The following is a 23,144-nucleotide window of genomic DNA, read 5'->3' as shown; positions in this document are numbered from 1 at the left end:
GCCGGCGGTGCGGCGACCGGGTCAGGTCGTGGGCACCGCCGGGCGCAGCGACGGCTCCACCATCCCGGTTGCCGCGATCTCCAGCCCCGCGCCGGGCCGGCCGTCGCTGCGCGCCGGGGGCGCGATCTGCAGCCGCAGCCGGCGCCCCCCCAGCGAGCGTTCCAGCCACAGCCCCTCGGCAAGGCTGCCGCCCATCGCCGCCTCGCCCGAGCGGAACAGCCGCGGCTCTGCCGCCCGCAACGCCAGCATCCGCCGGATCAGCGCGGTCTTGGCCCGTCCCAGCTCGCTTGCCGGCCCCTCCTCCGCCAGCCGCGCGAAATCGACGGGCAGGCGGTTGTCGGGATCGGTCAGGTGGAAGGCTGCGTCCTCGCCGCCCTGATAGATGTCGGGCAGGCCCGGCAGCATCAGCCGCAGCGCCAGATGCGCCATCGACAGATGCGCGCCGACCGCGATCAGCCGGTCCGCCGGCGCGGGCGGCCGCGCCCAGCGATCCGCCATCCTGCGGCCGAAGGCCAGCACCGGCGCCTCGGCGGCCTCGTCCGGTTCGGCATGGGTGGTGATCTCCTTCGCCTCGCGCAGCGCCTTTTGCAGATGCGCGGCCAGACGGTCGGCAAGGTCGTCGCGGTCCGGTTCCCAGATGGCAAGCCAGCTTTGCACCGCGTACCAGCGCATGTTGACCGGCACATCCGCCGCCCCCGGCAGGTCCTGCGCCGCCTGCCACAGTTCGGCGAAGGCGACCGGATCATGCGTCATCGCCACCAGCCGCATCCGCGCATCCTCGGCCCGCTTGGTGTCGTGGCTCGAGGTCAGGACCATCGCGTCCGGCGCATGGGCGATCCGGTCGCGGAACCAGTGCTGGAATTCCGCGGGCGTCAGGACCGGCTCGTCGGGATCGGCCCCCACCTCGTTATGGGCGAGGCAGCGGTTGAAGCGGAATTCGGCGGTATCCTCATGCGACTTGGCTGTCAGGGCGCCGGTGACCTGCTGGAACCGGGTGCGGAACATCGGGTCGTCCTGCGGCCCCGCGACCAGCCGCGCCACGGCGGCCAGCACCCCGGCATCGGCATGGCCGGTGGCGCGCGCCTCGGTCTCGATCATCAGCACCCGGTCCTCGGGATGCGGAGCGCCGCCGTCGAAATAGGTGCGATAGCGCGGAAAGGCGATCAGCAGCGCCCGCACCGCGGCCTTCACCTGCTCGGCCGGCAGGCCGGTCGCCGTGGCCGCCATGCCGGTCAGCGCCGCCACCTCGGCCGCCAGGTCGCCATCAAGCATCACCCGCTTCGCCCGGGCCAGCGTCGCCGCGAAATCGCCCTCGTAGCCGGTCGCGCGCCGCCAGGCCGCCTCGATCCGCGCAAGGCCGCCGGCATCGGTCAACAGCCGCGCCAGCGCCCGCGCCGCCTCATAGCCCGTGGTGCCCTGCACCGGCCAGTCGCGCAGCGCCTCGTCCCCGGTCAGGATCTTCTCGACCCAGACCGGCAGGTCGCCCACCCGCGCCCTCAGCGCCCGCAGATAGGCGGCGGGGTCGGCCAGCCCGTCGATGTGATCGACGCGCAGCCCCGCCACCTCGCCCGCCGCGACCAGTTCGAAGATCAGCGCATGCGTGTCGTCGAAGACCTGCGGATCCTCGACCCGGACGCCGATCAGGTCGGTCACGTTGAAAAAGCGCCGGTGGCTCAGCCGCCGCCGTTCCGTCTTCCAGTGGCGCAGCGCCCAGGGCTGCGCCTCGACCAGCGCCTGCAGCGCGCCCGCGCGATCGGCGCGAAAGCCCTCCTCGCTGCCCGGCGCCAGCGGCAGTTCCAGCCCCTCCAGCCGCAGCACCGGACCGTCCGGCCCCGCCACCACCTCGGCCTCGGTCGATTCCAGCACCTCGTCATGCGGGGCGGCGAGGATCGGCAGGCGCAGCGCGTCGGACCAGTCGATGTCGAAATGCCGGGCATAGCGGCTGTCCTGCCCGTGGCGCAGCACATCGGCGAGCCAGGGCGTGTTCAGGTCGAAGGCCATGTGATTGGGCACGATGTCGAGGATCAGCCCGATCCCCCGCGCCTTCGCCGCCGCCGCCAGCCGCGAAAAGCCCTCGCGCCCGCCGAGAACCGGGTCGATCTGCGTCGGGTCGGCGATGTCATAGCCGTGGGTGGACCCGTCCCGCGCCGTCTGGATCGGCGACAGGAACAGCCGGTCGATGCCGAGGCCGGAGAGGTAGGGCAGGATCGCCTCGGCCTCGGCGAAACCCACGCCGTTGCGCAGTTGTAGCCGGTAGCTGGCGGTGGCCGGGGGCAGCGAAGGGTCGTCAGACATCGGTAATCTCCAGCCACAGGGCGAAGCCGTGATCGGCCGCGCCGGTTTCCACCACCAGGTCGGGCGCATCCGCGGGCAGGCCGGCATCGGCGGGCGGGCGCGCGCCGTCGCCGAAGCTCGCCCAGACCGTCAGCCGCCCGGCGGTGAAGGGCCAGGCCGCACGCACGGATCGCGGGCCTGTCCGCGCCGCGACGGCCGCGCCGGCGCGGGCCGACTTCGACAGGGGCACGATCCGGTCGGCGCGGAAGGACAGAAGCCGCGTCGTCAGCGCCCGCCATTCCCCGGCCCGCGGCTCATCGCTGTCGCGATAGGGGCGCGACAGGTGCAGCGTCTCGGGCTCGGTCGGGTCGGGCACCTCGGCCCCGAAGGCGGTGAAGTCGCGGAATTCCTCGGCCCGGCCCTTTCGTAGCGCCTCGGCCAGCTCGCCGACGAAATCGGCGAAGAACAGGAAGGGCGCGCGGCAGCCTTCCTCCTCGCCCATGAACAGCATCGGGGTGAAGGGCGCGGTCAGCAGCAGCGCATGGGCCACCTTCAGCGGCGGATCCTCGGCCAGCGCCGCCAGCCGCTCGCCCATGGCGCGGTTGCCGATCTGGTCGTGGTTCTGGTTGAAGTTGACGAAGGCCTGCCAGGGCAGATGGTCCGACGGCTCGCCCCGCGGCTCGGCCGGCCCGTCCGCACCCGGGCGCGACTGGCCCTGTTCCACGAACCCGTCCGCCAGCGCGGTCGCAAGGTCGGCCACGGGATCGGCGGCGAAGCTGCGGTAATAGCCTTCCGACTCGCCCGTCAGCGCGCAATGGATGCAGTGGTGCCAGTCGTCGTTCCACTCGCCCGTGTACAGCCCCGCCTCGGGCCGGTGCAGGCGGGTGATGTTGCGGTTGTCCTCGGTCGTCAGGTGGATGGGCCGCGGGAAGCCCGCCGCCCGCACCGCCTGCGCCAGTTCCACCAGCAGTTCCGGCCGCGACGGATCGCGGATCTGGTCCACCGCATCCAGCCGCAGACCGTCCAGCCGATACTCCACCAGCCACATCAGCGCGTTGTCGATGAAATAGTCCCGCACCGGGCGGCGGGTATAGTCGATGCCCGCGCCCCAGGGCGTCTGGCGGGCGCCGTCGAAGAATTCCGGCGCATAGCTGTGCAGATAGGCCCCGTCCGGGCCGAAATGGTTGTAGACCACGTCCAGCAGCACCATGATCCCCAGCTCCTGCGCCGCCTCGACGAAGCCGCGCATCTGGTCGGGGGTGCCATAGGCCGGATGCGGCGCATAGGGCAGCACCCCGTCATAGCCCCAGCCATGCCGCCCGGTGAACTGGCCCACTGGCATCAGCTCCACCGCGGTGATGCCCATCCGCGCCAGATCGGGCAGGCGGCGGGCGGCGGCGGCGAAGGTGCCCTCGCGGGTGAAGGTGCCGACATGCAGCTCCAGGATCACCGCCTCGTCCCAGGGCCGCCCCGCCCAGTCGGATTTCCAGTGCCAGAGCGACGGATCGACCAGCAGCGAGGGACCGTGCACGTCGCCCGCCTGCGCCCGCGCCGCCGGGTCGGGATACAGCGCGCCGTCGACGGCGAAGCCATAGCGCGTCCCCGGTTCGGCCGGACCGCGCGCCACCCACCAGCCGCCCGCTTCGCGCTCGGCCGTCAGGCGGTGGTGGTTGAGGCTGACCTGCACGTCTTCGGCCGAGGGCGCCCACAGGCGGAACCGCCAGTCCTGCCCCGCCTCGCGCACCGCGCCCCAGGCAGGTGTGGGCAGAGCCGGGGCGGCGCGGGCAGCGGAGGACGGCGTCGCTTCGGAGGCGGCGAAGGGGGATGGGTGCGGCAAGGGAGGAACTCCGCGAAAGGGGCACGGGATCAAACCCTTGCCGGGGCCGAGGGTTCCCGCATCGCCGCGGCTGCATCGACGGGCGGCGGGGCGGCGGACGGACGTGGCGGCAGGGGCAGGACGCGAGGGAACAATCCGGGCGTGCCGCACTTGGTCCCGCGGCAGCGCCGGCCCGCCGCCGGCCGCCCGCCAGAACCCGCAAGACAGACCCGACAGGACAGACCTGCAAGGAGCCCGGAATGGACGCCAACGCCCCCGCCGACCACGCGCCACGTTATCCCGGCTCGGGCCGCCTCGCCGGGCGGACGGCCTTCGTCTCGGGCGGTTCGTCCGGGATCGGCCGGGCGGTGGCGGAGCTTTTCGCGCGGGAAGGCGCGCGGCTGGCGATCCCCTGGCACAGCGACGAATCCGAGGCGCGCGAGGTGGCGGCGCTGGCCCGGGCCGAGGGGGCCGAGGTCCTGGTCCTGCCGCTCGACGCCGCCGACCGCGCCTCGTGCTTCGCGGCCATCGCCGCCACCGTCCAGCGGTTCGGCAGCCTCGACGTGCTGGTCTGCAACGCCTCGATCCAGACCTTCCAGCCCGATGTCACCCGGATCGACGAGGCCGGGGTCGAGCAGCTGTTCCGCACCAATGTCTTCGGCTATCTCTGGCTGGTGCAGGCGGCGCTGCCGCATATGGCACGGGGCGGGTCGATCGTCTGCACCACCTCGGTCAACGCCTATCGCGGCCACAAGGACCTGATCGACTACAGCGCCAGCAAGGGCGCGGAACTGGGGCTGCTGCGGTCGCTGGCGGCGAACCTCGCCCCGCGCGGGATCCGGGTCAACGGCGTCGCCCCCGGCCCGATCTGGACCCCGCTGATCCCCGAGACGATGGCACCCGGGGACCTGCCCGACTTCGGCACCGACACCCCCCTGGGCCGGCCCGGCCAGCCCAACGAGGTCGCGCCCGCCTTCCTGTTCCTCGCCTGCGAGGATGCGAGCTACATCACCGGGCAGGTGATCCATCCGAACGGCGGAACGCCGGTGAACGGCTGAGGCGGGGGGCAGGCGGGCGGAGGACGTTTTCGGCTTGCTTTTTGCCGCGAGGCTCAGCCTTTCTATCTCGCATGACGAAGCTCGTTCTGCTGCACAAGGCCGGGTCGATCTATGAAGACGAACCCGAGACGGTCTATGATTTTCCCAGGGCCTATCTAACGGCCGTGCGCGAGGCAATCGGCGACTGGATCATCTACTATGAACCAGTGAAGGCCGGCCCGCGCGGCTATTTCGCCACAGCCCAGATTGCGGATGTGGTGCCGAAGCCGGACATGCCCGGACGCTTTCTCGCGCTGATGGCGCCGGGGACGTTCCTGCCCTTCGACCGCGAGGTGCCGCGCCTGTCCGAAGGGCGCCCGCTGGAGTCGCGGCTGACCGGTCCGGACGGGCTGCCGGTCAGCGGCGGCCTCACGCAGTCGGCAGTGCGCCGGCTCGACGAGGCCGATTTCGCCCGCATCATCAGTCTGGGCCTGCCGCCCGATCTGGAGGCGCAAGAAGCCCGACGCTACGATCCCTCGCTTCAGGAGTCGCCCGCGCCCTTCGAGCGGCCTGTGATCGAGCGCCTGATGCGCCGCCCCTACCGGGAGGTCGCCTTCCGCCGCAAGGTGCGCGCGGCTTATGACTACCGATGTGCAATGTCCGGCCTGCAGCTGCGCAACGGGGGCGGCCGCCCCGAGGTCCAGGCCGCACATATCCGACCGGTCGAACGGCAAGGCAGCGACGCGGTGCGCAACGGCCTTGCCCTGTCCGGGACGCTGCACTGGATGTTCGACCGCGGCCTGCTGTCGGTGGCCGAGGATCACATGATCCTCGTGTCGCACAACAAGGTGCCGGGGGATGTCGTGCGGCGGCTGATCGTGCCGGGCGGGAAATTGTGCCTGCCGCGCGACCCTATCAATCATCCGCACCCGGCCTATCTGAAATGGCACCGTGAGATGGTCTTCGGGCAGGTCACCAGCGCCGAGCCGGCACCATGGGAGTGACCACTCCTACAGCTTCATCCGCTTGAACAGCGGTTCCGGGATCGCGCGGATCGCCGTCATCACCAGCCGCCAGACCGGGCGGACATAGACGACGGTGCCGCCGGTGCGGATCGCCCGCAGGATCGCGCGGGCGACCTCCTCGGGCTGGGCGGTCAGGGGGGCGGGCGTGTCCATGCCCTCGGTCATCCGGGTGGCGACGAAGCCGGGCTTCACCGTCACCACCTGCACCCCGGTCCGCGCCAGCCGGTTGCGCAGGCCGGACAGGAAGGCGGTGAAGCCCGCCTTGCCGGCGCCGTAGACATAGTTGGTGGCCCGGCCCCGGTCGCCCGCGACCGAGGAGATGCCGACGATCACGCCCCGGCCCGCCGCCTCCATCCGGTTGGCGATCTCGCCCAGGATCAGCGCGGGGCCCTCGAAATTCGCCCGCATCACCAGGGCCGCGGCCTGCGGGTCGCGCTCGCTCGCCTCCTGGTCGCCCATCGCGCCCACCGCGCAAAGGACGATGCCCGGCGGTTCGGGAAGCGCATCGAGGAAGGCCGCGTGTCCGGCGATGTCCAGCACGTCGAACTCGTGCAGGCTGACCGCGCCGCCGCCGCGCAGCCGCAGGTCCTGCGCGGCCGGCTCCAGCGTCGCGGCGTTCCGGGCGGCGAGTTGCAGCGGATGGCCGGCGGCGGCGAAGGCGCGGGCGCAGGCGAGGCCGATATCGGACCGCCCGCCGAGGATCAGCACCGGCGATTTCGCAAGGTCTTGGGTCACAGGTTCAGCCTTTCGGATTGGGCCGAGGCGAAGCGCAGGTCGAGCCCCGCCGCGCTGCGGAAGCGTTGGAAGCCTGGGAGGCGCGGTTCGGCCCTGGCGAAGGTGGCGGCCGTCATCCGCGCGTCCTTGGCCAGGTAGAACCGCCCGCCCTGGGCCAGCGCCAGCGCGTCGAGCCGATCCATCAGCGCCAGCGCGGCCGGGGTGGCGGGGAAGTCGAGCGCGAGCGTATAGCCCTCGACGGGGAAGGACAGGCCGCCGCGCCCGGGACCGAACCGCTTCAGCACCGCGAGGAAAGACCCCTGCCCCGCTGCCGCGATTTCCGCCAGCAGTGCCCGCAGCCCGACCGCCGCGCGGTCCAGCGGCAGCGCCACCTGCCATTGCGCGAAACCGCGCCGGCCATAGATGCGGTTCCAGCCGTCGATGGCATCGAGCGGGTAGAAATAGCTCTGCCAGTCCACCAGCCGCGGGCCGGCGCCGCGCCGCCCCTGCCGCCAGTAGGCGGCGTTGAAGGCACCGACCGTCCAGCGGTTGAGCGCGAGGCCCGGCAGGTCGAAGGGCACGCTCAACCGCCGCTTCGCCGGGATGGCGAAGGGCCGCAGCCGGCGGCGGTTGTCGAGTTCCGCCAGCCGCGCATGTTCGCCGGTCATCACGATCGACCGGCCGAGCGACCGCCCGGAGGCGAGGCAGTCGATCCAGGCGACGGAATAGGTGGCCGCCATCCGCGCCTCGAAGGCGGCAAGCGCCGCGTCGAGGTCGGGGGCGGCGATGCTGTCCTGCCGGATCCAGCCGCTGTCCACCCGCTGCAGCCGGATCGCGGCGCGCAGGATCGGCCCGGTCAGGCCCATGCCGCCGCAGGTCATCTCGAACAGCTCGGGATTCTCGTCCCGCGCGGCACGCCGCACCTGCCCCGGCGCCACCATCACCTCGACCCAGTCGACGCTTTCGGCCATCGACCCGGCGCGGTGATGGTTCTTGCCATGGACATCGGCGGCGATCATCCCCCCCAGCGTGACGAAGCGGGTGCCGGGGGTGACCAGCGGGAACCAGCCGCGCGGCAGGAAGGCGTCGATGATGTCCGACAGCAGGACCCCGGCCTCGGCCACCAGCTGCCCGGTGGCGGGGTCGAAGGCCAGCATCCGGTCGAGCCCGCGCAGGTCCAGCGTCACCCCGTGCGATACCGCCGCATCGCCATAGGCCCGCCCGTTGCCGCGCGGGATCGCCCGCCCCCCGGCCAGCGCATCGGCGACCGCCTCCGGCGTCCGCGGCCGGAGGACGCGGCTGTCGACCTGCGGGAAGCGGCCCCAGCCGGACAGGTTCATGCGGCCCCCTCCGCCGCGAACACGAACCGCCGGTCCAGCCGGTATTTCACCGCATAGCCGATGGCCAGGCCGAGGATCGCCCCGGCCTCGCGCGCGGCGTCGCTGCGCCAGATCGCATAGGCCGCGGTCTCCGTCCCCCAGAAGATCGCGGTGGTGGCCAGTCCCATCAGCGCATAGAGCCCGAAGCGGCGGGAATGGGCGGCAAGGCCGGTGGCGCGGTCGCCGAAGATCCAGCGCTTGTCGAGCAGGTATTTGGCCACCAGCCCCGCGCCCGTGCCCGCCACCAGCGCCAGGGCGAAGCCTGCCGTGCCGGGCATCGCGGCCAGCACCGCCCGCTGCACGGCGAGGTTCAGCGCCGTCGCCAAGAGCGCGAAGCCCGCATAGCGCAGGGTCAGCGTCATCGTCGTCACAGCAGCGACCCCGCGATGCCGAGCGCGAGAACCATGATCACGCAGCTGCGGCTGACCGGGTCCATCACCGCGAAGACCACCGGGTCGTCATGCATCCGGCCGCGATGGGTCAGCATCACCATCCGGCTGAGCCAGTAGAGCAGCACGAGGCAGATGCCCCACAGCATGTGCGGCGCGGAATAAAGCCGCGTCACCTCGTCGGAACTGGCATAGAGCGCCATCACCAGCACCGAGACATAGCCCGCGGCGATGGCCATCATCGATACCAGCGGCAGATCCTCGACCCGGTAGCCGCGGCCATGGGCGCCGAGCCCGCCCGCCGCCGCGCTGTCCACCAGCTCCGCCTGCCGCTTCACCGCCGCCAGCGCGAAGAAGAAGAACACCGAAAAGGCCAGCAGCCAGACCGAGATCGGCAGCGCCGTCGCCGCCCCGCCCGCGAGGATGCGGAAGGTGTAAAGCGTGGAAAGCGCGCAGATATCCACCACCAGCCGCCGCTTGAGATACAGCGAATAGGCCAGCGTCATGCCGAAATAGCCCGCCATCACAATGACGAAGCCCATTCCCAGCGGGGCCGCCAGCACGATCCCGGCCCCGATCAGCAGCGCGGCCATCGCGGTGCCATGCGCGACCGGCACCGCGCCCGAAGCGAAGGGGCGGCGGCATTTCCGCGGATGGGCGCGGTCGGCGCCGAGGTCCAGCAGGTCGTTCAGCACATAGACGCTCGAGGCGATCAGGCTGAAGGCCACGAAGGCGGTCAGCGCATAGAGCGCGGTGAAGGGCGTCAGGTCATGCGCCGCCAGCATCGGCACGAAGACCAAGAGGTTCTTCAGCCACTGGTGGGGGCGCAGCGCGCGCAGATAGTCGCGGCCGCTGCGGGTGAAGGTGCGCAGATGTTCGGCCCCCGGCACCGCCTGCGTCACCCGGTGCTGCAGGTCCGGCGGGGCGTTGACGGTGATCGCGGCGCCCGCCGCGCGCCAGACCGGCAGATCCACCTCGGCATCGCCCATGTAGTGAAAGCCGTCGGTGCCGAACAGTTCGACCAGACGCGCGGCCTTGGCCTCGCCCTTCAGATTGTGGCCGGCGGTGGTGCCGACCGCATGGTTGAACAGCCCCAGATGCGCCGCCACCGCCGCCACCAGCCGTTCGTCCGCCGCCGAGACCAGCGCGGTGCGCCCGCCTTGCGCGCGCCAGTCCCGCAGCCGCGCGAGCACGCCCTCGTCATAGGGCAGCGTCGCCACATCCACCGCGGCCCGGTCGGCCAGCACCTGCTTCAGCGCGGCCCGGCCCCGGCCGAGCGCCGCCAGCGCGCGGAGGGGCGTGGTCCAGTCTTTCGCGAAGGCCGACCAGAAGGTTTCGTGAAGCATGTCGGTGCGGATCAGCGTCCCGTCCAGATCCACCACCAGCACCGGCTGCATCTTCATCCGTCCCGCGCCCCGTCGCCTTCTCTATCGCTCTGCCCGCTATGACAGAAACAGGCGGCGGTTTCTTGACCGCCGCCCGGGCAATTGCGGAAATTCTGCGGCATTGTGGCCCGCCGCGGCAACAGTCGCGTGCGGGCCTGCCCGGCTCAGTTGCCGTTGGCCGCGTTGGCGGTGATGTTGATGATCGACGGCGTGATCTGGTTGACCACGCGGCTCCAGCGGGTGATCGGCTGTTCGGCCACGAAGATCACGTCATTGGGGCGCAGTTCGAACCGGGTCATCATCGTCAGGTTCGCGGCGTTGCGCGCGTCGAGCTGCCATGCCGTCACCGCGCCGAATTCCCGCGGGTCCTGCGAGCCGCGCAGCACGTAGATCTGGCCGGCGCTGCCGGTCTGGTTCGGCACGCCGCCGCCCTGGTCATACAGCGCGTCGGCCAGCGTCGCCCGCTGTTCGAAGGGCAGCGCGAAGCGCGACTGTTCGCCGACCTCGCCCGTCAGATAGACATAGTCGCGATCCACCGCGCCCAGTTCCAGCCCGGTCGAGAAGTTCTCGCGCGCCTCGGACAGGTCGGCGCGGCGGATCTGGATTTCCGTGTTCAGTTCGCTGATCGCCTGGGTCCGCGCCTCCAGCCGGTAGTCGGCCAGCGCGATCTGTTCCTGGAAATAGGACTGCGCCTTTTCCAGATCGAATTCGGTATCGACGAAGACGCTGTCGCCATCGGTCAGGCGGATCTTCTGATAGGCCGGGTTGGCGAAGAATTCCCGCATCGGGATCTGGTAGAGCGTGCCGTCGCGATACAGCCGGATCGTCGCATAGTCCTGATCCGCGACCTGCACGCCGCCCACCGCCGCCAGCGCCGCGTCGAGCCGCAACGGCGTCAGCGTGATCGGCACCACCGTGGGCGTGCCCACCGCGCCGCCGATGGAAACGCGCTTGGAATTGAAGCCCGACACCTCGAGGCTGAAGGCCGGGTCGATCTGCGCCTCGACCAGCCGGCGGAAGACCACCGCCTCGGCCTCTTCCAGCGTCAGCCCGGCGATCTGCACGCGGCCCACATCCGGCACCGCAATCGCGCCATCGTCCTGCACCGTATAGCCCTGGCGCGAGTTCTGCGCGGCCAGCAGGCCGGTCAGTTCCTCGACGGTGCTGCCGGCGGTGGGGGTGGCCAGCAGGATCACGTCGCCCACGCCGATGGTGTAGGGCCGGTCCGGCACCTCCGGCGGGATGCGGGTTTCCATCGCCTCGGGGCGTCCCTCGGGCAGGAAGGCCGGGTCGGGCAGCGCCCCCGCCCCGCGCAGCGCCCCGCCCGCGCCGGCGGTCGCGGTGAAGATCGCGGGCAGCGGACGCGGTTCGTAGGACGAGCGGTTGGCGGCCAGCAGCGTTTCCGGCGTGATCGGCACCACCTGCACCTTCGAGCCGCGGGTCACACCCTCGCGGACCCCGGGCGTCTGGTAGATGGTGCCGCATCCGGCGAGCAGCACGGCGAGACCAAGGGAAACGAGACTGCGCAAGGGGAAACCTCCGATCAGGGCGCCACGGCCGGAGGCGGCCGGCGGTGGATTGGGACGGCGGGTCATCCGAGGATGACCTCGCGCATCGAGACATAGCCGACCTGCGGGCCGACCCATTGCTTGGACTGCAAGATGCGGCCCCCGCCGATCCAGTAGTAATTCTCGAAGGACAGGTCGGGGTTGCGGCAGGTCTCGGTCACCAGCCGCGTGTCGAAGCTGCGGTTGTCCAGCACCAGCGGCGCCGGTCCGCCGATGGTGACATCGCAGACGAAGCTGCGGATCAGCGTGGCGTTCTGCCCGTCCAGATAGCGATGGACCCGCACCGCCAGCCCGTCGCGCCCCGCCAGCACCAGCGCCCGCGTCTCGGCGATGTCGGCGGTCATCAGGTCGTTGCCGAGCGCCGCCGTGCCTAGCAGGAACCCGTCCTGCAGCGCGAAGCCGACATTGTCAGGGGTGCGCCACTGGCCGCCCTGCGCGCTATCCGTCATCTGGACGATCGAGGTCAGCGCGCCGCCGCGATCCTCCAGCGCCACGATCTTGACCGGCGCGCCGGCCTCGACCCGGGCGACGAACTGCCGGGTGGAACTACCCACCTCGGTCGCCGAGGGGCCGAGCCCGGCCACCCGGCTCACCCCCTGCTGGACCGGAACGCAGGCCGTCAGCAGCGACAGGCCCACCGCGCCGGCGATCAGGCGCGGCAGGGTCGGGGCGCCGGACCGGCGAGGCGGTCGCATCATCGCCAGAATCTCCCCCAGTCGTCCTGCATCTCCGGCGCGTGCGTGTCGCGGACCAGGCCGTAAAGCCGGTTGCGCACCGCCAGGCGCTGTCCGCCGTCGCGGGTGGTCGGGCGGATCGTCTGCGCCAGCGCACGGTTCGACGGCTCGCCCGCGATCCAGCTGAGCGGCACGACGAAGCGGATGCCCTTGTCGAACGAGCCTTCGCCGAAATCGTCGAAGGACACGTCGGTCAGCGTGAAGAAGGCGCCCAAGGTGAAGCCGTTGCCGAATTCGCGGTCGAGCGAGAAGGTCGCCCCCCAGTCCCCGGCCAGATAGCGCCCGGCATCCACCTGCCCCAGATAGCCCTTGCCGAAGTCGTAATAGGCCGAGACATGGCCCGTCGTCACCTCGTAGTCGAGCAGCCCGAAGCCCGTGTCATAGTCGCGCTGCGCGACATGGTTGAGCTCGGCGCCAAGCGCGAGCGGGCTGTCGACCGGCTTCCACAGCAGTTCCGTGGACAGGCCCGCATACATCCGTTCCAGATAGCCCGCCGTCATCCGGCCATAGAGATCGGTGCCCGGCCGGAAGAAGTATTCGCCGGTCAGATGCGTCATCTCCAGACCTTCGGTCTTGTCGTACAGCGCATAGTCCGACCGGACATGCGGCAGGACCGAATCCGAACGTCTTTCGACCTGGTCGAGGTTGCCCACGATCTTCTGCCGCAGCGAGGTCGACAGGATCACGCCCGGCGCCAGATCGACCCCGAAGGACAGCTGGGCCCCGAAATCGGCGCGCACCGGCTGGTCCGGGTCGAAATAGGAGGGCGAAAGGTAGGTCGACAGCTGCCAGTCGAAGGCCGGATAGGTCGTGACCTCGCCGGGCGCCGACAGGCTCGACAGCGCCGAGGCGTCGGAAAACTGCGCGCGGGCGAAGGACTGCCAGCTGTTGTCCGGCGCGAATTCCAGCTCTTCCATGTCGGCACGGCGGATCCGGACCGAGGACAGCGGCAGACCCTGCCGCACCAGCACGATGTCGAAGGTGCCGATCTTGGGCGGCAGCGTCCGCGTCAGGATGCGGGCGGTCCGGCCGATGGCCTGCGCCTCGGAATCGTAGGCGCCGGCCTGGATCCGCGCCGTTGCGGCATCGCCCTCGATCGTCAGGAAGTCGAGCGTGATCCGCTGCGCGTCGAGCGCCTGCCGCGCCATCTCGTTCAGGGTGACATCCACTACCGGACGGCCGCCCGCCCCGGCCTGGCCCCAGCTCGCGCCCGCCGCGGCCGAGGCCGGGTCGATGCGGTAGACGGGCGGCGGGGCCGGTTCGCGCCCCGAGGGAAAGGGCGCACGGCCGGGATCGAAGGCGAGCGTCGCCACCATCCCGAACTGCGCGCCATGCAGGGCATAGGCCGTCAGGTCCACCCCGCGCGGCGTGCGCCAGGTGGCGGCGAAGTTCAGCGGCGTGCGGCGCTCGAAGCCCATCCGCTCGACCTCGGTCTCGTAATCGTCCGAGGAATATTCGGCCTTGAACGACAGCCTTTCGTTCGGCCGCCACTCGACCCCGCCGAACAACGCCGCCGGCCCCCGGAAGAACGAGTCGAACGAGACCTGGCCGGTTTCCTCGATCCCGTCGAAGCCGCCCCGCGTATCGAAGGCATCGCTGATCACGCCCAGCGGGTTGTCGAAGCTGCCATAGGTACCAAGCCGGCCCCAGCCGATCCCGGCCGAGACGGTGACGCCCCGCCCCAGATGCTTCGTCCCCACGACATATTCCGAGGCCAGCACCCCGGTCCCGCCGAAGTCGCGCAGGCCGATCGCCACCGCCGGAGTCCAGGACCCCTCGTCGAACAGCAGCACCGCAAGGTCGAAGCTGCGGTCATAGAGGTCTTGCCCGCTCGACAGGTATTCCTGAAACCAGGAATAGCGGAAGGTTCCGGAAACGCGCGGCCAGATCTGGAAGGTCAGCGTGTTTTTCAGCGACCCGTCATGATAGGCGGAGGACAGCGCCAGCTGCCCGTCCGGCGCCATTTCCGCCGTCGGCATGTCGATCAGGCCGGGGGTGCCGTAGGTGGAATAGGTCGGCCGGTCCTGCGCGCCGGCGCCCGGCGGCAAGGCGAGCCACAGCCCCGGCATCAGCAAGGCCAGCCGCAATGCGAATCGCCGGCGCGCCGACCTGCCCCCACGCGACCGGGACGGGCGCGACGGGGCCGGATGCGACCGGGCGGGCGATGGGCCGTCTTCGCTGCCGCGCATGATCCTCACTGTCCCGTGTTCGTTCAGTCCCTGTTATTGGCGGTGCGGCGACGGAGCAAGCGGGATGCGGTACAGGCGGCGGCTTTCCTCCGACATGATGCCTCAGGGCCGCGCTTTGCCCCCGGGCCCGACCCCGCGCCCACGCGAACCTGCCGCAGGCACCCGGGCTTGGCTTCCCCGCGCGCGCGCCCTAATTTCGCCATCATGAGAAAACTCGCCGGATTGCTGCGACCGTCCCGCGCCGGGACACCTGCCGGGCCTCTCCCGGCCCCGGAGGAGGCGGCCGCCCGTCTGGCGCCGCCCGCCCCGGCGGAACCGCTCTGCGTGATCGGCGACATCCATGGCAGCCTGTCGGCGCTGGAGCGGCTGGCCGGGCGGATCCTCGACGAGGCGCCCGAGGCGCGTATCGTCTGCGTCGGCGACTATGTCGACCGCGGCGAGGACAGCGCCTCGGTCCTGCGGGTGCTGATGGACGCGGCCAGCCGCGACGAGGTGGCGTGTATCGCCGGCAATCACGAGGACATGCTGTTGATGTTCCTCGACGAACCCGAGGCGCACGGTCCGCGGTGGCTGCGTCACGGCGGGTTGCAGACGCTGGCGAGCTTCGGCCTGGGCGGGGCGAGCGAGGGCGCGCGCGGCGCGCGGCTGGTGGCGCTGCGCGACGACCTGGCACAGGCGATGGGCGAGCCGCTGATCGCCTGGCTGCGGGGGCTGCCCCTGACCTATTGCAGCGGCAACGTGGCCGTGGTCCATGCCGGGGCGGTGCCGTCGCTGCCGATCGCCGCGCAACCGCGCACCGCGCTGTTGTGGGGGGACGAGCGATTCCCCGACCTGCCCCGCAGCGACGGCCTGTGGATCACCCACGGTCACACGATCGTGAGGGCGCCGCTGGTCGCGCAGGGCCGGATCTGCGTCGATACCGGCGCCTATGCGACGGGGATGCTGACCGCGGCCATCGTTGCCCCGGACGCGCCCGTCCGCTTCATTTCGACCTGATCGTTTCCCCTGTTGCTGCACTGCAGCACCGCGCGGTGCACAATTCCGGCCGACTGGCAAAAACACGCCGATTGCGGCAGTAGCAGCCCCGTATCGCGGCATTTGCCGTCTGCGGCGCGAACCCGCCGACCATGCAGGTGCAGCGTTATTCGACTTGCGTTTCAAGCCGCCCCAATGAATTCTTGATAGGGGGATGCGCGTGTCGCCGCGTAACTGGAAATTTCTGCCCGTATGGCGCCCGACTGCTGCCTAACCTGTCCGGAGGGACCATGAAGGACTTCGCCGTTCCCGAAACTTTCGAACGGATCGAGATCGAGAGCCGCGGCCGCCCGCGTTACCTGGACCTGCCGAAGCGCGCCTTCGATCTGGTGCTGGCGGTGTTCCTGGCGCCGGTCATCGCGCCGGTGATCGCGGTTCTCTGGGTTCTGGTGCGCCTGGACGGCGGGCCGGGCTTCTTCGGTCATGTCCGCGTCGGCCGCGGGGGCCGGATGTTCCACTGCTGGAAGATCCGCACCATGGTGCCGGATGCCGAGGCGCGGCTGCGCGAACATCTTCTCGCCGATCCCGAGGCGGCGGCGGAATGGGCGCGCGACTTCAAGCTGGCGCGCGATCCGCGGATCACCCGCATCGGCGGCTTTTTGCGCAAGACCAGCCTCGACGAACTTCCGCAATTCTGGAACGTCATCCGTGGCGATATGAGCTTTGTCGGCCCCCGTCCGGTGATCTCCGAGGAAATGGAGCGCTACGGAAAGCACCGGGATGCCTATTGCGCGGTGCGCCCCGGCGTTACCGGCCTGTGGCAGGTGTCGGGCCGCAACGATGTCAGCTATGCCGAGCGCGTGGCCCTTGATGTAAGATACCTGCAGACGGCGTCGTTGCTGGCGGATCTGCGGATCATCCTCCAGACGGCAGGCGCCGTGCTGAACCGTACGGGCAAGTGACCAGAGTGAACGTGAACAGAATGTTTCAAGACGGCGCGACGACCACCGCCCCCCGCGCCGCGGCCGAACCGGCAGATGACGTCATCGACCTGGGTCAGGTCCTGGGCACCCTCTGGCGCGGAAAGGTCCTGATCGGCGGCGTCACCCTCGCGGCGATGCTGGTCGGCGGCTACTTCGCCTTCGTGGCGGCGGTGCCCACCTTCACCTCCACCTCGGTCGTCATGCTGGAAAGCCGGGAATCCGAGGTCTCGGGGCTCGAGGACGTCATCGGCGGCCTGTCGGGCGACACCTCCGTGGTGAATACCGAGGTCGAGGTGCTGCGCGGCCGCCAGCTGATGGCACAGGTCGTCGAGGCGACGGGCCTGATGCAGGACCCCGAATTCAACAGCGCGCTGCAGCAGCCAGGCACCATGGACCGGCTGAAGGCGATGGTCACCTCGCTGATCCCCTCGGCGCCCGCCCCCGAACTGCCGCCCGACCTGGCCGAGGCGCGCGCCCGCGACCGCGTGGTGAGCGCGCTGTTGCAACGGACCAGCATCCGCAACGTGCCGCAGAGCATGGTCTTCCAGATCTCGGTCGAGACGGAAAGCCCGGTGAAGTCCAAGCTTCTCGCCGATGCGATCGCCGATGCCTACATCCTCGACCAGCTGCAGGTGAAGTTCGAGGCGACCGAACAGGCGACGGACTGGCTGTCCGACCGGGTGGCGGAACTGCGCACCGAACTGGAAAGCTCAGAACAGCGGCTGCAGGATTTCCGCGCCTCGACCCAGCTGGTGGACGAACAGACGCTGCTGGCGCTGGACCGGCAGGCCAAGGAACTGCGCGACCGCATCGGCGCGGCCGAACAGCAGGCCGCCGCCGCCACCGATCGCGTGGCCCGGCTGGAAGCGGCGACGAGCCTCGCCGAACGGGCAGAGATCAGCGGCGACGCGGTGCTGCAACGGCTGGCGGGCACCGGTGCGGAACCGCTTTCAGCCGAGGATGCCGCGCTGTTCGACCAGCGCTATCAGACCCTGATCGACCGCGCGCGGCTGGACGCGCAGCGGGCCGCCGACCAGCTCGTGTCGCTGCGCACCGGCCTGCAGGAGTTCGAGGGCCAGATCCAGTCGCAATCGGCGGACCTGATCACGCAGCAGCAGCTGACCCGCGAGGCGGAATCGAGCCGGCTGATCTATGAATACTTCCTGTCGCGGATGAAGGAGACCTCGGTCCAGCAGGGCATCCAGCAGGCCGACAGCCGCATCCTGTCGCAGGCGGTGGTGCCGGGCGCGCCCTCGGCCCCCAACAAGCCGCTGATCCTCGCCATGTCGATGATCCTCGGGCTGATGCTCGGGTCCGGCATCGTGCTGGTGACGGAATCGCGGCAGAGCACCTATCGCACCGCCCGCGATCTGGAACTGTCCACCCGCCGCACGGTGATGGGCCAGATCCCGATGATCCCCTCGCGCTCGCGCAAGGACGCCATCGCCTATCTCGCCGACAAGCCCACCTCCTCGGCGGCCGAGGCGGTGCGCAACCTGCGCACATCGGTGCTGCTGTCGAACCTCGACAGCCAGCCGCAGGTGATCGTCACCACCTCGGCGGTGCCGGGCGAGGGCAAGACCACCACGGCGCTGGCGCTGGCGCAGAACCTGACGCAGATGGGCCGCAAGGTGCTGCTGGTCGAGGGCGACATCCGCCGCCGCGTCTTCAGCCAGTATTTCCGCTTCGACGGGAAGAAGGGCCTGCTGTCGGTCCTGGCCGGCGAGACGCGGGTCGAGGATGTGGTCGCGCATGACCCCCGCGTCGGCGACGTGCTGATCGGGGAAGAGACCAAGGCCAATGCCGCCGACGTCTTCTCCTCCGACCGCTTCGCCGGCTTCGTGCGCGACATGCGCGCGCTCTATGACTTCATCATCATCGACACGCCGCCGGTTCTGGTGGTGCCCGATGTGCGGATCATCGGCCATCAGGCAGATGCGCTGCTGTTCGTGGTGAAATGGGACTCCACCTCGCAGGTGCAGGTCGAGGAATCGATGCGCCTGTTCGACACCGCGAACCTGAAGGTGACCGGGCTGGTGCTGAGCCAGATCTCGCCGCAGGGGATGAAGCGCTATGGCTACGGCGACAGCTACGGCGCCTATTCGGCCTATGGCAAGAAGTACTACACCGACTGAGGTTCCGGCATGACGCTCACCTGCTTCAAGGCCTACGACATTCGTGGGCGGCTCGGTATCGACCTTGACGAGGACATCGCCCGCCGCATCGGCCGCGCCTTCGCCGAGGAACTGGGCGCCGCGCGGGTGGTGACGGGGCGGGACTGCCGCGCCTCGTCGGATGCGCTGTGGGCGGCGCTGTGCGAGGGGCTGATCGCTGCGGGGGTCGAGGTGCTGGACCTCGGCCTTGCCGGCACCGAAGAGATGTATTTCGCCACCACCCATCTCGACGCCGATGGCGGGATCGAGATCACCGCCTCGCACAACCCGATGGATTACAACGGGATGAAGCTGGTGATGCGCGGCTCGGCGCCGCTGGACCCGGAGGGCGAGCTGGCGCGGATCAAGGCGCTGGCGGAATCGCAGGCCTTCGCCCCGGCCCGGCCCGGCGGCACCGTCACCCCGGTGCCCGAGGCGCGGGCGGCCTATGTCGACCGGGTGCTGTCCTTCGTCGACATCGCCGCGCTGCGCCCGCTGACCATCCTCGTCAATGCCGGCAACGGCACCGCGGGGCCGACCTTCGACGCCATCGCCGCCGAGCTCGACCGCCGGGACGCGCCGCTGCGCTTCGTCCGGATGCATCACGACCCGGATGGCAGCTTCCCGAACGGCATCCCGAACCCGCTGCTGCCGGAAAACCAGCCCGCGACGGCCGAGGCCGTGCGCGCGGCGGGGGCCGACATGGGCGTGGCCTGGGACGGCGATTTCGACCGCTGCTTCCTCTTCGATGCCGGTGGCCGCTTCATCGACGGCGAATTCATCGTGGGGCTGCTGGCGGCGGCCTTCCTGGAAAAGCAGCCGGGCGCGGCCATCGTCCACGATCCGCGCGTGGTGCTGAACACCCGCGACGTGATCGCCGCGGCGGGCGGGCGGGCGGTGCAGGCCCGCACCGGCCACGCCTTCCTGAAGCGCGCCCTGCGCGAGACCGGTGCCGTCTATGGCGGCGAGATGTCGGCGCATCACTATTTCCGCGATTTCGTCTGCTGCGACAGCGGCATGATCCCCTGGCTGCTGGTGGCCGAGCTGATGGGCCGCCGCGGCGCCAGCCTCGCCGATCTGGTCGGCGCCCGGATGGCGGCCTTCCCCTCCTCGGGCGAGATCAACTTCCGCCTTCCGGACCCGAAGGCGGCCATCGCCGCGGTGGTCGATGCCTTCGCGCCGCAGGCGCAGTCGCGCGACGACATGGACGGGGTCAGCCTCGAATTCGCCGACTGGCGGTTCAACCTGCGCTCGTCCAACACCGAACCGGTGGTGCGGCTGAATGTCGAGACGCGCGGCGATGCGCGGCTGCTTGCGGAAAAGACCGCGCTCCTGCAGAAGATGCTCGACGCCGAGGCGCTGACCCCCGCCCATTGACGCCCGGCCAGCCAGACCGGGAGACTGCCGATGACCGACGCCACCCGCCCCCGCACCGCCTTCGTCACCGGGGCGGCGGGCTTCATCGGCTTCCACCTGTGCCGCCGGCTGATCGCGGACGGGTTCCGGGTGATCGGGCTCGACAGCCTCAACGACTACTACGACGTGGCGCTGAAAGAGCGCCGCCGCGCCATGCTGATGCAGGCCGAGGGGTTCCGCTTCCTCCACGCGAAACTGGAAGACCCCGGCCTGCTGATGCAGGTCATGGCCGAGGACCGGCCCGAGGTGGTGGTGCATCTGGCCGCGCAGGCGGGGGTGCGCTATTCGATCGACAACCCCCGCGCCTATGTCGAGGCGAACCTGATCGGCACGTTCGAGCTGCTGGAGGCCGCCCGCGCCCATCCGCCGGAACATCTCCTGCTGGCCTCCACCTCCTCGGTCTTCGGCGCCAATACCGACATGCCCTATGCCGAAACCGCGAAGGCCGACACGCAGATGTCCTTCTACGCGGCGACGAAGAAGGCCAACGAGGCGATGGCCCATTCCTATGCGCATCTTTACGGTCTGCCGGTGACGATGTTCCGTTTCTTCACCGTCTACGGGCCTTGGGGCCGGCCCGACATGGCGCTGTTCAAGTTCACGAAGAACATCCTGCAGGGCGAACCCATCGACGTGTTCAACCACGGCGACATGCGGCGCGACTTCACCTATGTCGAGGATCTGGTCGAGGGCATCCGCCTGCTGATCGACGTGGCCCCGGTCCGGCCCGGGGACGGGCAGGTGCCCGAGGGCGACAGCCTGTCGCCGGTGGCCCCGTTCCGCATCGTCAACATCGGCAATTCCGAACCCGTGGCGCTGATGGATTTTATCGGCGCGATCGAGGCCGCCACCGGGCGCGGCGCGACGCTGAACATGCTGCCGATGCAGGCGGGCGACGTGCCGGCGACATGGGCCGATGCGACGCTGCTGCAGCGGCTGACCGGCTATCGCCCGCAGACCGGCGTGGCCGAGGGCGTGGGCCGCTTCGTCGACTGGTATCGCGACTATTACCGCGTCTGACCGGGGGCGGCACCGCCCCCGCCCGGCAATCCGTATCTGATCTGCATCAAGGCGGCCCCTCGTGCCGCGGCCTAGTCTGGCCGCAGTTCGAACGGGGGAAGAGTATCATGCGCCTGACGATCCGCACCAACCTTGCCATGCGCGCGCTGATGTATTGCGCGATCAACCGCGACCGCTATGTCCGCAAGCACGAGATCGCGGTGGCCTGCAACGCATCCGAAAATCACCTGGCGCAGGTGATCAACGCCTTGGCCAACCTCGATTTCGTCGATACCCAGCGGGGGCGGTCGGGCGGCATGCGGCTGGCCCGCCCGGCCGAGCAGATCACCGTGGGGCAGGTGTTCCGCGCCTTCGAATCGCCCCTGCCCTTCAGCGAATGCTTCGATCCCCATGCCAACCAGTGCCCGCTGACCGGCGGCTGCCGGCTGAAGGGTGTGCTGGAACGGGCGCTGGAGGCCTTCTATTCCACGCTCGACGCGGTGACGCTGGCGGAACTGTGCGCCGAGAACGGGCGGCTGGAAACGATCCTTGCCTGCGCGCCCCGCCCCGCCCGCGGCATCGTGGCGGGGCCGGGGATGGCGGCCGCCGGCTACGCCCCGGTTCAGGCGGCAGCGGGGGTTCCCGCCACACCCGGCGGGGCGCACGCGGAAGTGCATTGACGAAAGTCCGATCCGGCCCTATCTCCGCCAGCGCATCGCGACGGCGCCCTGATGGCGCGTCAAATCCGCGCGGGCAAGGCAGAGGCAGGACTCGAGTGATGAGCGACAATTCCACCACCCCGGCGACCCCCGGCGCGGGGCAGCATGGTGCGACGCAACAGCAGGCGGCGGCGACGGCCCCCCGGCAGCAGCAGGGCGCGGGCGCGGCCCCGCAACAGATGCAGCAGGGATCGGCGCGCTACACCGACTGGGCGTCGATCTGATCCGGCCCGTCCGCCCGACCGGCGGACGGCCCGTTCCCCCGCAAGGGGCCGGACATCCGGCCGGGGCGGCTGAGCCGCCGCCCCGCGTCGCCCGCCTCGCCGGGGCTCAGCCCATCCCGAGCGCGGCCTTGTAGAGGTCGAGGATCGCCTCCTCCTCGGCCAGGTCGTTCTTGTCGCGCTTGCGCAGCGCGATGATCTTCTTCATCACCTTGGTGTCATAGCCCCGGGCCTTCGCCTCGGACATGACGTCCTTCTGCTGTTCGGTGATGTCCTTCTTCTCCGCCTCCAGATGTTCGTACTGCTCGATGAACTGGCGCAGTTCGTCGGCGGTGACATTGTAGGCGGTGTCGGTGACGGGGCTGTTCATCTGCCTCTCCTGCGCGTCTGTCGAAGATCGACCGTGTGCTAGACGCGATGCCCACCGGCCGCAAGACCCGCGCGGGCGATGCGAGGCTTGCGCAGCGGGGCGGCTTGCGGCAACAGGCCCGGAACAGGGAATGCGGGGGCAAGGACGGGCATGGAGATCTTGATCTGGATCGGCGCGGCGGTCTCGGCCGCGGGGCTCGCGGGTATCCTCTGGGGCGCGGCGCGGGTGCACCGGGCACGCCGCGCGGGGCTCGACGATGCGGGGCTGCGGGCGGCGCTGCAGCGGGCGGTTGCGCTGAACCTCGGGGCGCTGATGGTCTCGATGCTCGGGCTGATGCTGGTGGTGCTGGGCATCATCCTCGGCTGATCTCCGCCGCGCCCCGCCAGAAGCCGCGCCGCGCCGGGGGCAGGGCCCCGGCGATCCGCGCCGACAGCGCGGCGGTCAGGTCCGCCGGCTGCTCCGCCGCCCGGCTCATCGGCCCGTCGCGCCCGGCATCCAGACCCAGCACCGCCATGGCCAGCAGGTCCACCGCCCCGGCATCCGCCGCCCGGCCCGCGCCGATCAGCCGCGCGCCCTCGGCCGCCAGCGCCGCCAGCACCGCCGGGGCGATTTCGTCCCCGGTCACGGGCGCGGCACCCGGCCCCATCCCCGCACCCCGCCGCCAGGCCGCCAGCAGCGGCTCCACCTCCGGGTCCGGCAGGGGCCGCCCCTGCCGCCAGAGGTAAAGGCCCCGGCCGCCGGCCCGGCCCGTGCGCCCGGCCCGCACCATCGCCCCGGCCAGACCCGGCAGCGCCCAGC

20 protein-coding genes and 1 pseudogene are annotated in these 23,144 nt (G+C 70.6%); 10 read left to right on the top strand and 11 right to left on the bottom strand.

Annotation, left to right across the window (positions count from 1 at the left end; translation table 11 throughout):
* Positions 1 to 21 precede the first annotated feature (21 nt).
* Positions 22 to 2,295: a malto-oligosyltrehalose synthase gene (gene treY / locus EEY80_RS10560; protein ID WP_164738220.1), complete on the bottom strand. Its 2,274-nt coding sequence runs from the start codon at positions 2,293 to 2,295 to the stop codon at positions 22 to 24.
* Positions 2,288 to 4,111 (bottom strand): malto-oligosyltrehalose trehalohydrolase, encoded by a 1,824-nt coding sequence (treZ, locus tag EEY80_RS10555; RefSeq protein ID WP_235829791.1) that lies wholly within the window; start codon positions 4,109 to 4,111, stop codon positions 2,288 to 2,290. The genes treY and treZ overlap by 8 nt, the downstream gene beginning before the upstream one ends.
* A 239-nt stretch (positions 4,112 to 4,350) precedes the next feature.
* On the opposite strand from treZ, the gene EEY80_RS10550 reads away from it, so the two are divergent.
* Positions 4,351 to 5,148, top strand: a complete 798-nt coding sequence (locus tag EEY80_RS10550) for an SDR family oxidoreductase (RefSeq protein WP_126976535.1) — start codon at positions 4,351 to 4,353, stop codon at positions 5,146 to 5,148.
* A gap of 71 nt (positions 5,149 to 5,219) precedes the next feature.
* Positions 5,220 to 6,131 carry an HNH endonuclease gene (locus EEY80_RS10545; protein ID WP_126976534.1) on the top strand — a complete coding sequence of 304 codons (912 nt, stop codon included), beginning with the start codon at positions 5,220 to 5,222 and terminating at the stop codon, positions 6,129 to 6,131.
* A gap of 6 nt (positions 6,132 to 6,137) precedes the next feature.
* On the opposite strand, the gene EEY80_RS10540 is transcribed toward EEY80_RS10545, so the two are convergent.
* From EEY80_RS10540 to EEY80_RS10510, 7 genes are all read right to left on the bottom strand, one after another.
* A complete protein-coding gene (locus tag EEY80_RS10540; RefSeq protein ID WP_126976533.1) occupies positions 6,138 to 6,887 on the bottom strand; it encodes an SDR family oxidoreductase in 750 nt (249 codons plus the stop codon).
* Positions 6,884 to 8,206, bottom strand: coding sequence for an FAD-binding oxidoreductase (locus EEY80_RS10535; RefSeq protein ID WP_126976532.1), 1,323 nt, complete (start codon positions 8,204 to 8,206; stop codon positions 6,884 to 6,886). Before EEY80_RS10535 ends, EEY80_RS10540 begins: the two co-directional genes overlap by 4 nt.
* Positions 8,203 to 8,607 (bottom strand): GtrA family protein, encoded by a 405-nt coding sequence (locus EEY80_RS10530; protein WP_328590524.1) that lies wholly within the window; start codon positions 8,605 to 8,607, stop codon positions 8,203 to 8,205. Before EEY80_RS10530 ends, EEY80_RS10535 begins: the two co-directional genes overlap by 4 nt.
* 5 nt (positions 8,608 to 8,612) lie before the next feature.
* On the bottom strand, positions 8,613 to 10,037 hold the full coding sequence (locus tag EEY80_RS10525; RefSeq protein ID WP_126976530.1) for a UbiA family prenyltransferase: 1,425 nt from the start codon (positions 10,035 to 10,037) through the stop codon (positions 8,613 to 8,615).
* A gap of 146 nt (positions 10,038 to 10,183) precedes the next feature.
* Entirely contained in the window at positions 10,184 to 11,548 is a 1,365-nt protein-coding gene (locus EEY80_RS10520) for a polysaccharide biosynthesis/export family protein (protein WP_235829790.1), read from the bottom strand.
* Positions 11,549 to 11,610: 62 nt separating this feature from the next.
* A complete protein-coding gene (locus EEY80_RS10515; RefSeq protein WP_126976529.1) occupies positions 11,611 to 12,285 on the bottom strand; it encodes a YjbF family lipoprotein in 675 nt (224 codons plus the stop codon).
* Positions 12,282 to 14,408, bottom strand: coding sequence for a YjbH domain-containing protein (locus EEY80_RS10510; protein ID WP_235829789.1), 2,127 nt, complete (start codon positions 14,406 to 14,408; stop codon positions 12,282 to 12,284). The genes EEY80_RS10515 and EEY80_RS10510 overlap by 4 nt, the downstream gene beginning before the upstream one ends.
* A gap of 426 nt (positions 14,409 to 14,834) precedes the next feature.
* On the opposite strand from EEY80_RS10510, the gene EEY80_RS10505 reads away from it, so the two are divergent.
* From EEY80_RS10505 to EEY80_RS20090, 7 genes are all read left to right on the top strand, one after another.
* The gene (locus EEY80_RS10505) at positions 14,835 to 15,506 is read left to right on the top strand and encodes a metallophosphoesterase (RefSeq protein WP_235829788.1); all 672 of its coding nucleotides are present in this window, start codon (positions 14,835 to 14,837) and stop codon (positions 15,504 to 15,506) included.
* A 269-nt stretch (positions 15,507 to 15,775) separates the two neighbouring features.
* On the top strand, positions 15,776 to 16,447 hold the full coding sequence (locus EEY80_RS10500; protein ID WP_126976527.1) for a sugar transferase: 672 nt from the start codon (positions 15,776 to 15,778) through the stop codon (positions 16,445 to 16,447).
* Positions 16,448 to 16,467: 20 nt separating this feature from the next.
* On the top strand, positions 16,468 to 18,603 hold the full coding sequence (locus EEY80_RS10495) for a GumC family protein (RefSeq protein WP_126976656.1): 2,136 nt from the start codon (positions 16,468 to 16,470) through the stop codon (positions 18,601 to 18,603).
* A 9-nt stretch (positions 18,604 to 18,612) separates the two neighbouring features.
* Entirely contained in the window at positions 18,613 to 19,998 is a 1,386-nt protein-coding gene (locus EEY80_RS10490) for a phosphohexomutase domain-containing protein (RefSeq protein ID WP_126976526.1), read from the top strand.
* Between the two features lie 30 nt (positions 19,999 to 20,028).
* Complete coding sequence (locus tag EEY80_RS10485) at positions 20,029 to 21,057, top strand: NAD-dependent epimerase (protein ID WP_126976525.1); 1,029 nt, start codon at positions 20,029 to 20,031, stop codon at positions 21,055 to 21,057.
* Between the two features lie 107 nt (positions 21,058 to 21,164).
* Positions 21,165 to 21,716: an RrF2 family transcriptional regulator gene (locus tag EEY80_RS10480; protein ID WP_126976524.1), complete on the top strand. Its 552-nt coding sequence runs from the start codon at positions 21,165 to 21,167 to the stop codon at positions 21,714 to 21,716.
* A 98-nt stretch (positions 21,717 to 21,814) separates the two neighbouring features.
* The gene (locus EEY80_RS20090) at positions 21,815 to 21,979 is read left to right on the top strand and encodes a hypothetical protein (RefSeq protein WP_164738219.1); all 165 of its coding nucleotides are present in this window, start codon (positions 21,815 to 21,817) and stop codon (positions 21,977 to 21,979) included.
* A gap of 106 nt (positions 21,980 to 22,085) precedes the next feature.
* On the opposite strand, the gene EEY80_RS10475 is transcribed toward EEY80_RS20090, so the two are convergent.
* Entirely contained in the window at positions 22,086 to 22,346 is a 261-nt protein-coding gene (locus EEY80_RS10475; RefSeq protein WP_126976523.1) for a DUF2312 domain-containing protein, read from the bottom strand.
* A 150-nt stretch (positions 22,347 to 22,496) separates the two neighbouring features.
* Here EEY80_RS10475 and EEY80_RS10470 point away from each other — a divergent pair, with 150 nt between their 5' ends.
* Positions 22,497 to 22,712, top strand: a complete 216-nt coding sequence (locus tag EEY80_RS10470; RefSeq protein ID WP_126976522.1) for a hypothetical protein — start codon at positions 22,497 to 22,499, stop codon at positions 22,710 to 22,712.
* On the opposite strand, the pseudogene EEY80_RS20085 reads toward EEY80_RS10470, so the two are convergent.
* A pseudogene (locus EEY80_RS20085) lies at positions 22,699 to 23,144 on the bottom strand (hypothetical protein); the annotation flags it as partial. The gene EEY80_RS10470 and the pseudogene EEY80_RS20085 overlap by 14 nt on opposite strands.

The organism is Frigidibacter oleivorans, from assembly GCF_003993775.1.
Lineage (GTDB): Bacteria > Pseudomonadota > Alphaproteobacteria > Rhodobacterales > Rhodobacteraceae > Frigidibacter > Frigidibacter oleivorans.
Note: the sequence above shows the minus strand (reverse complement) of the source record. Positions and strands in the feature narration are given on the sequence as shown.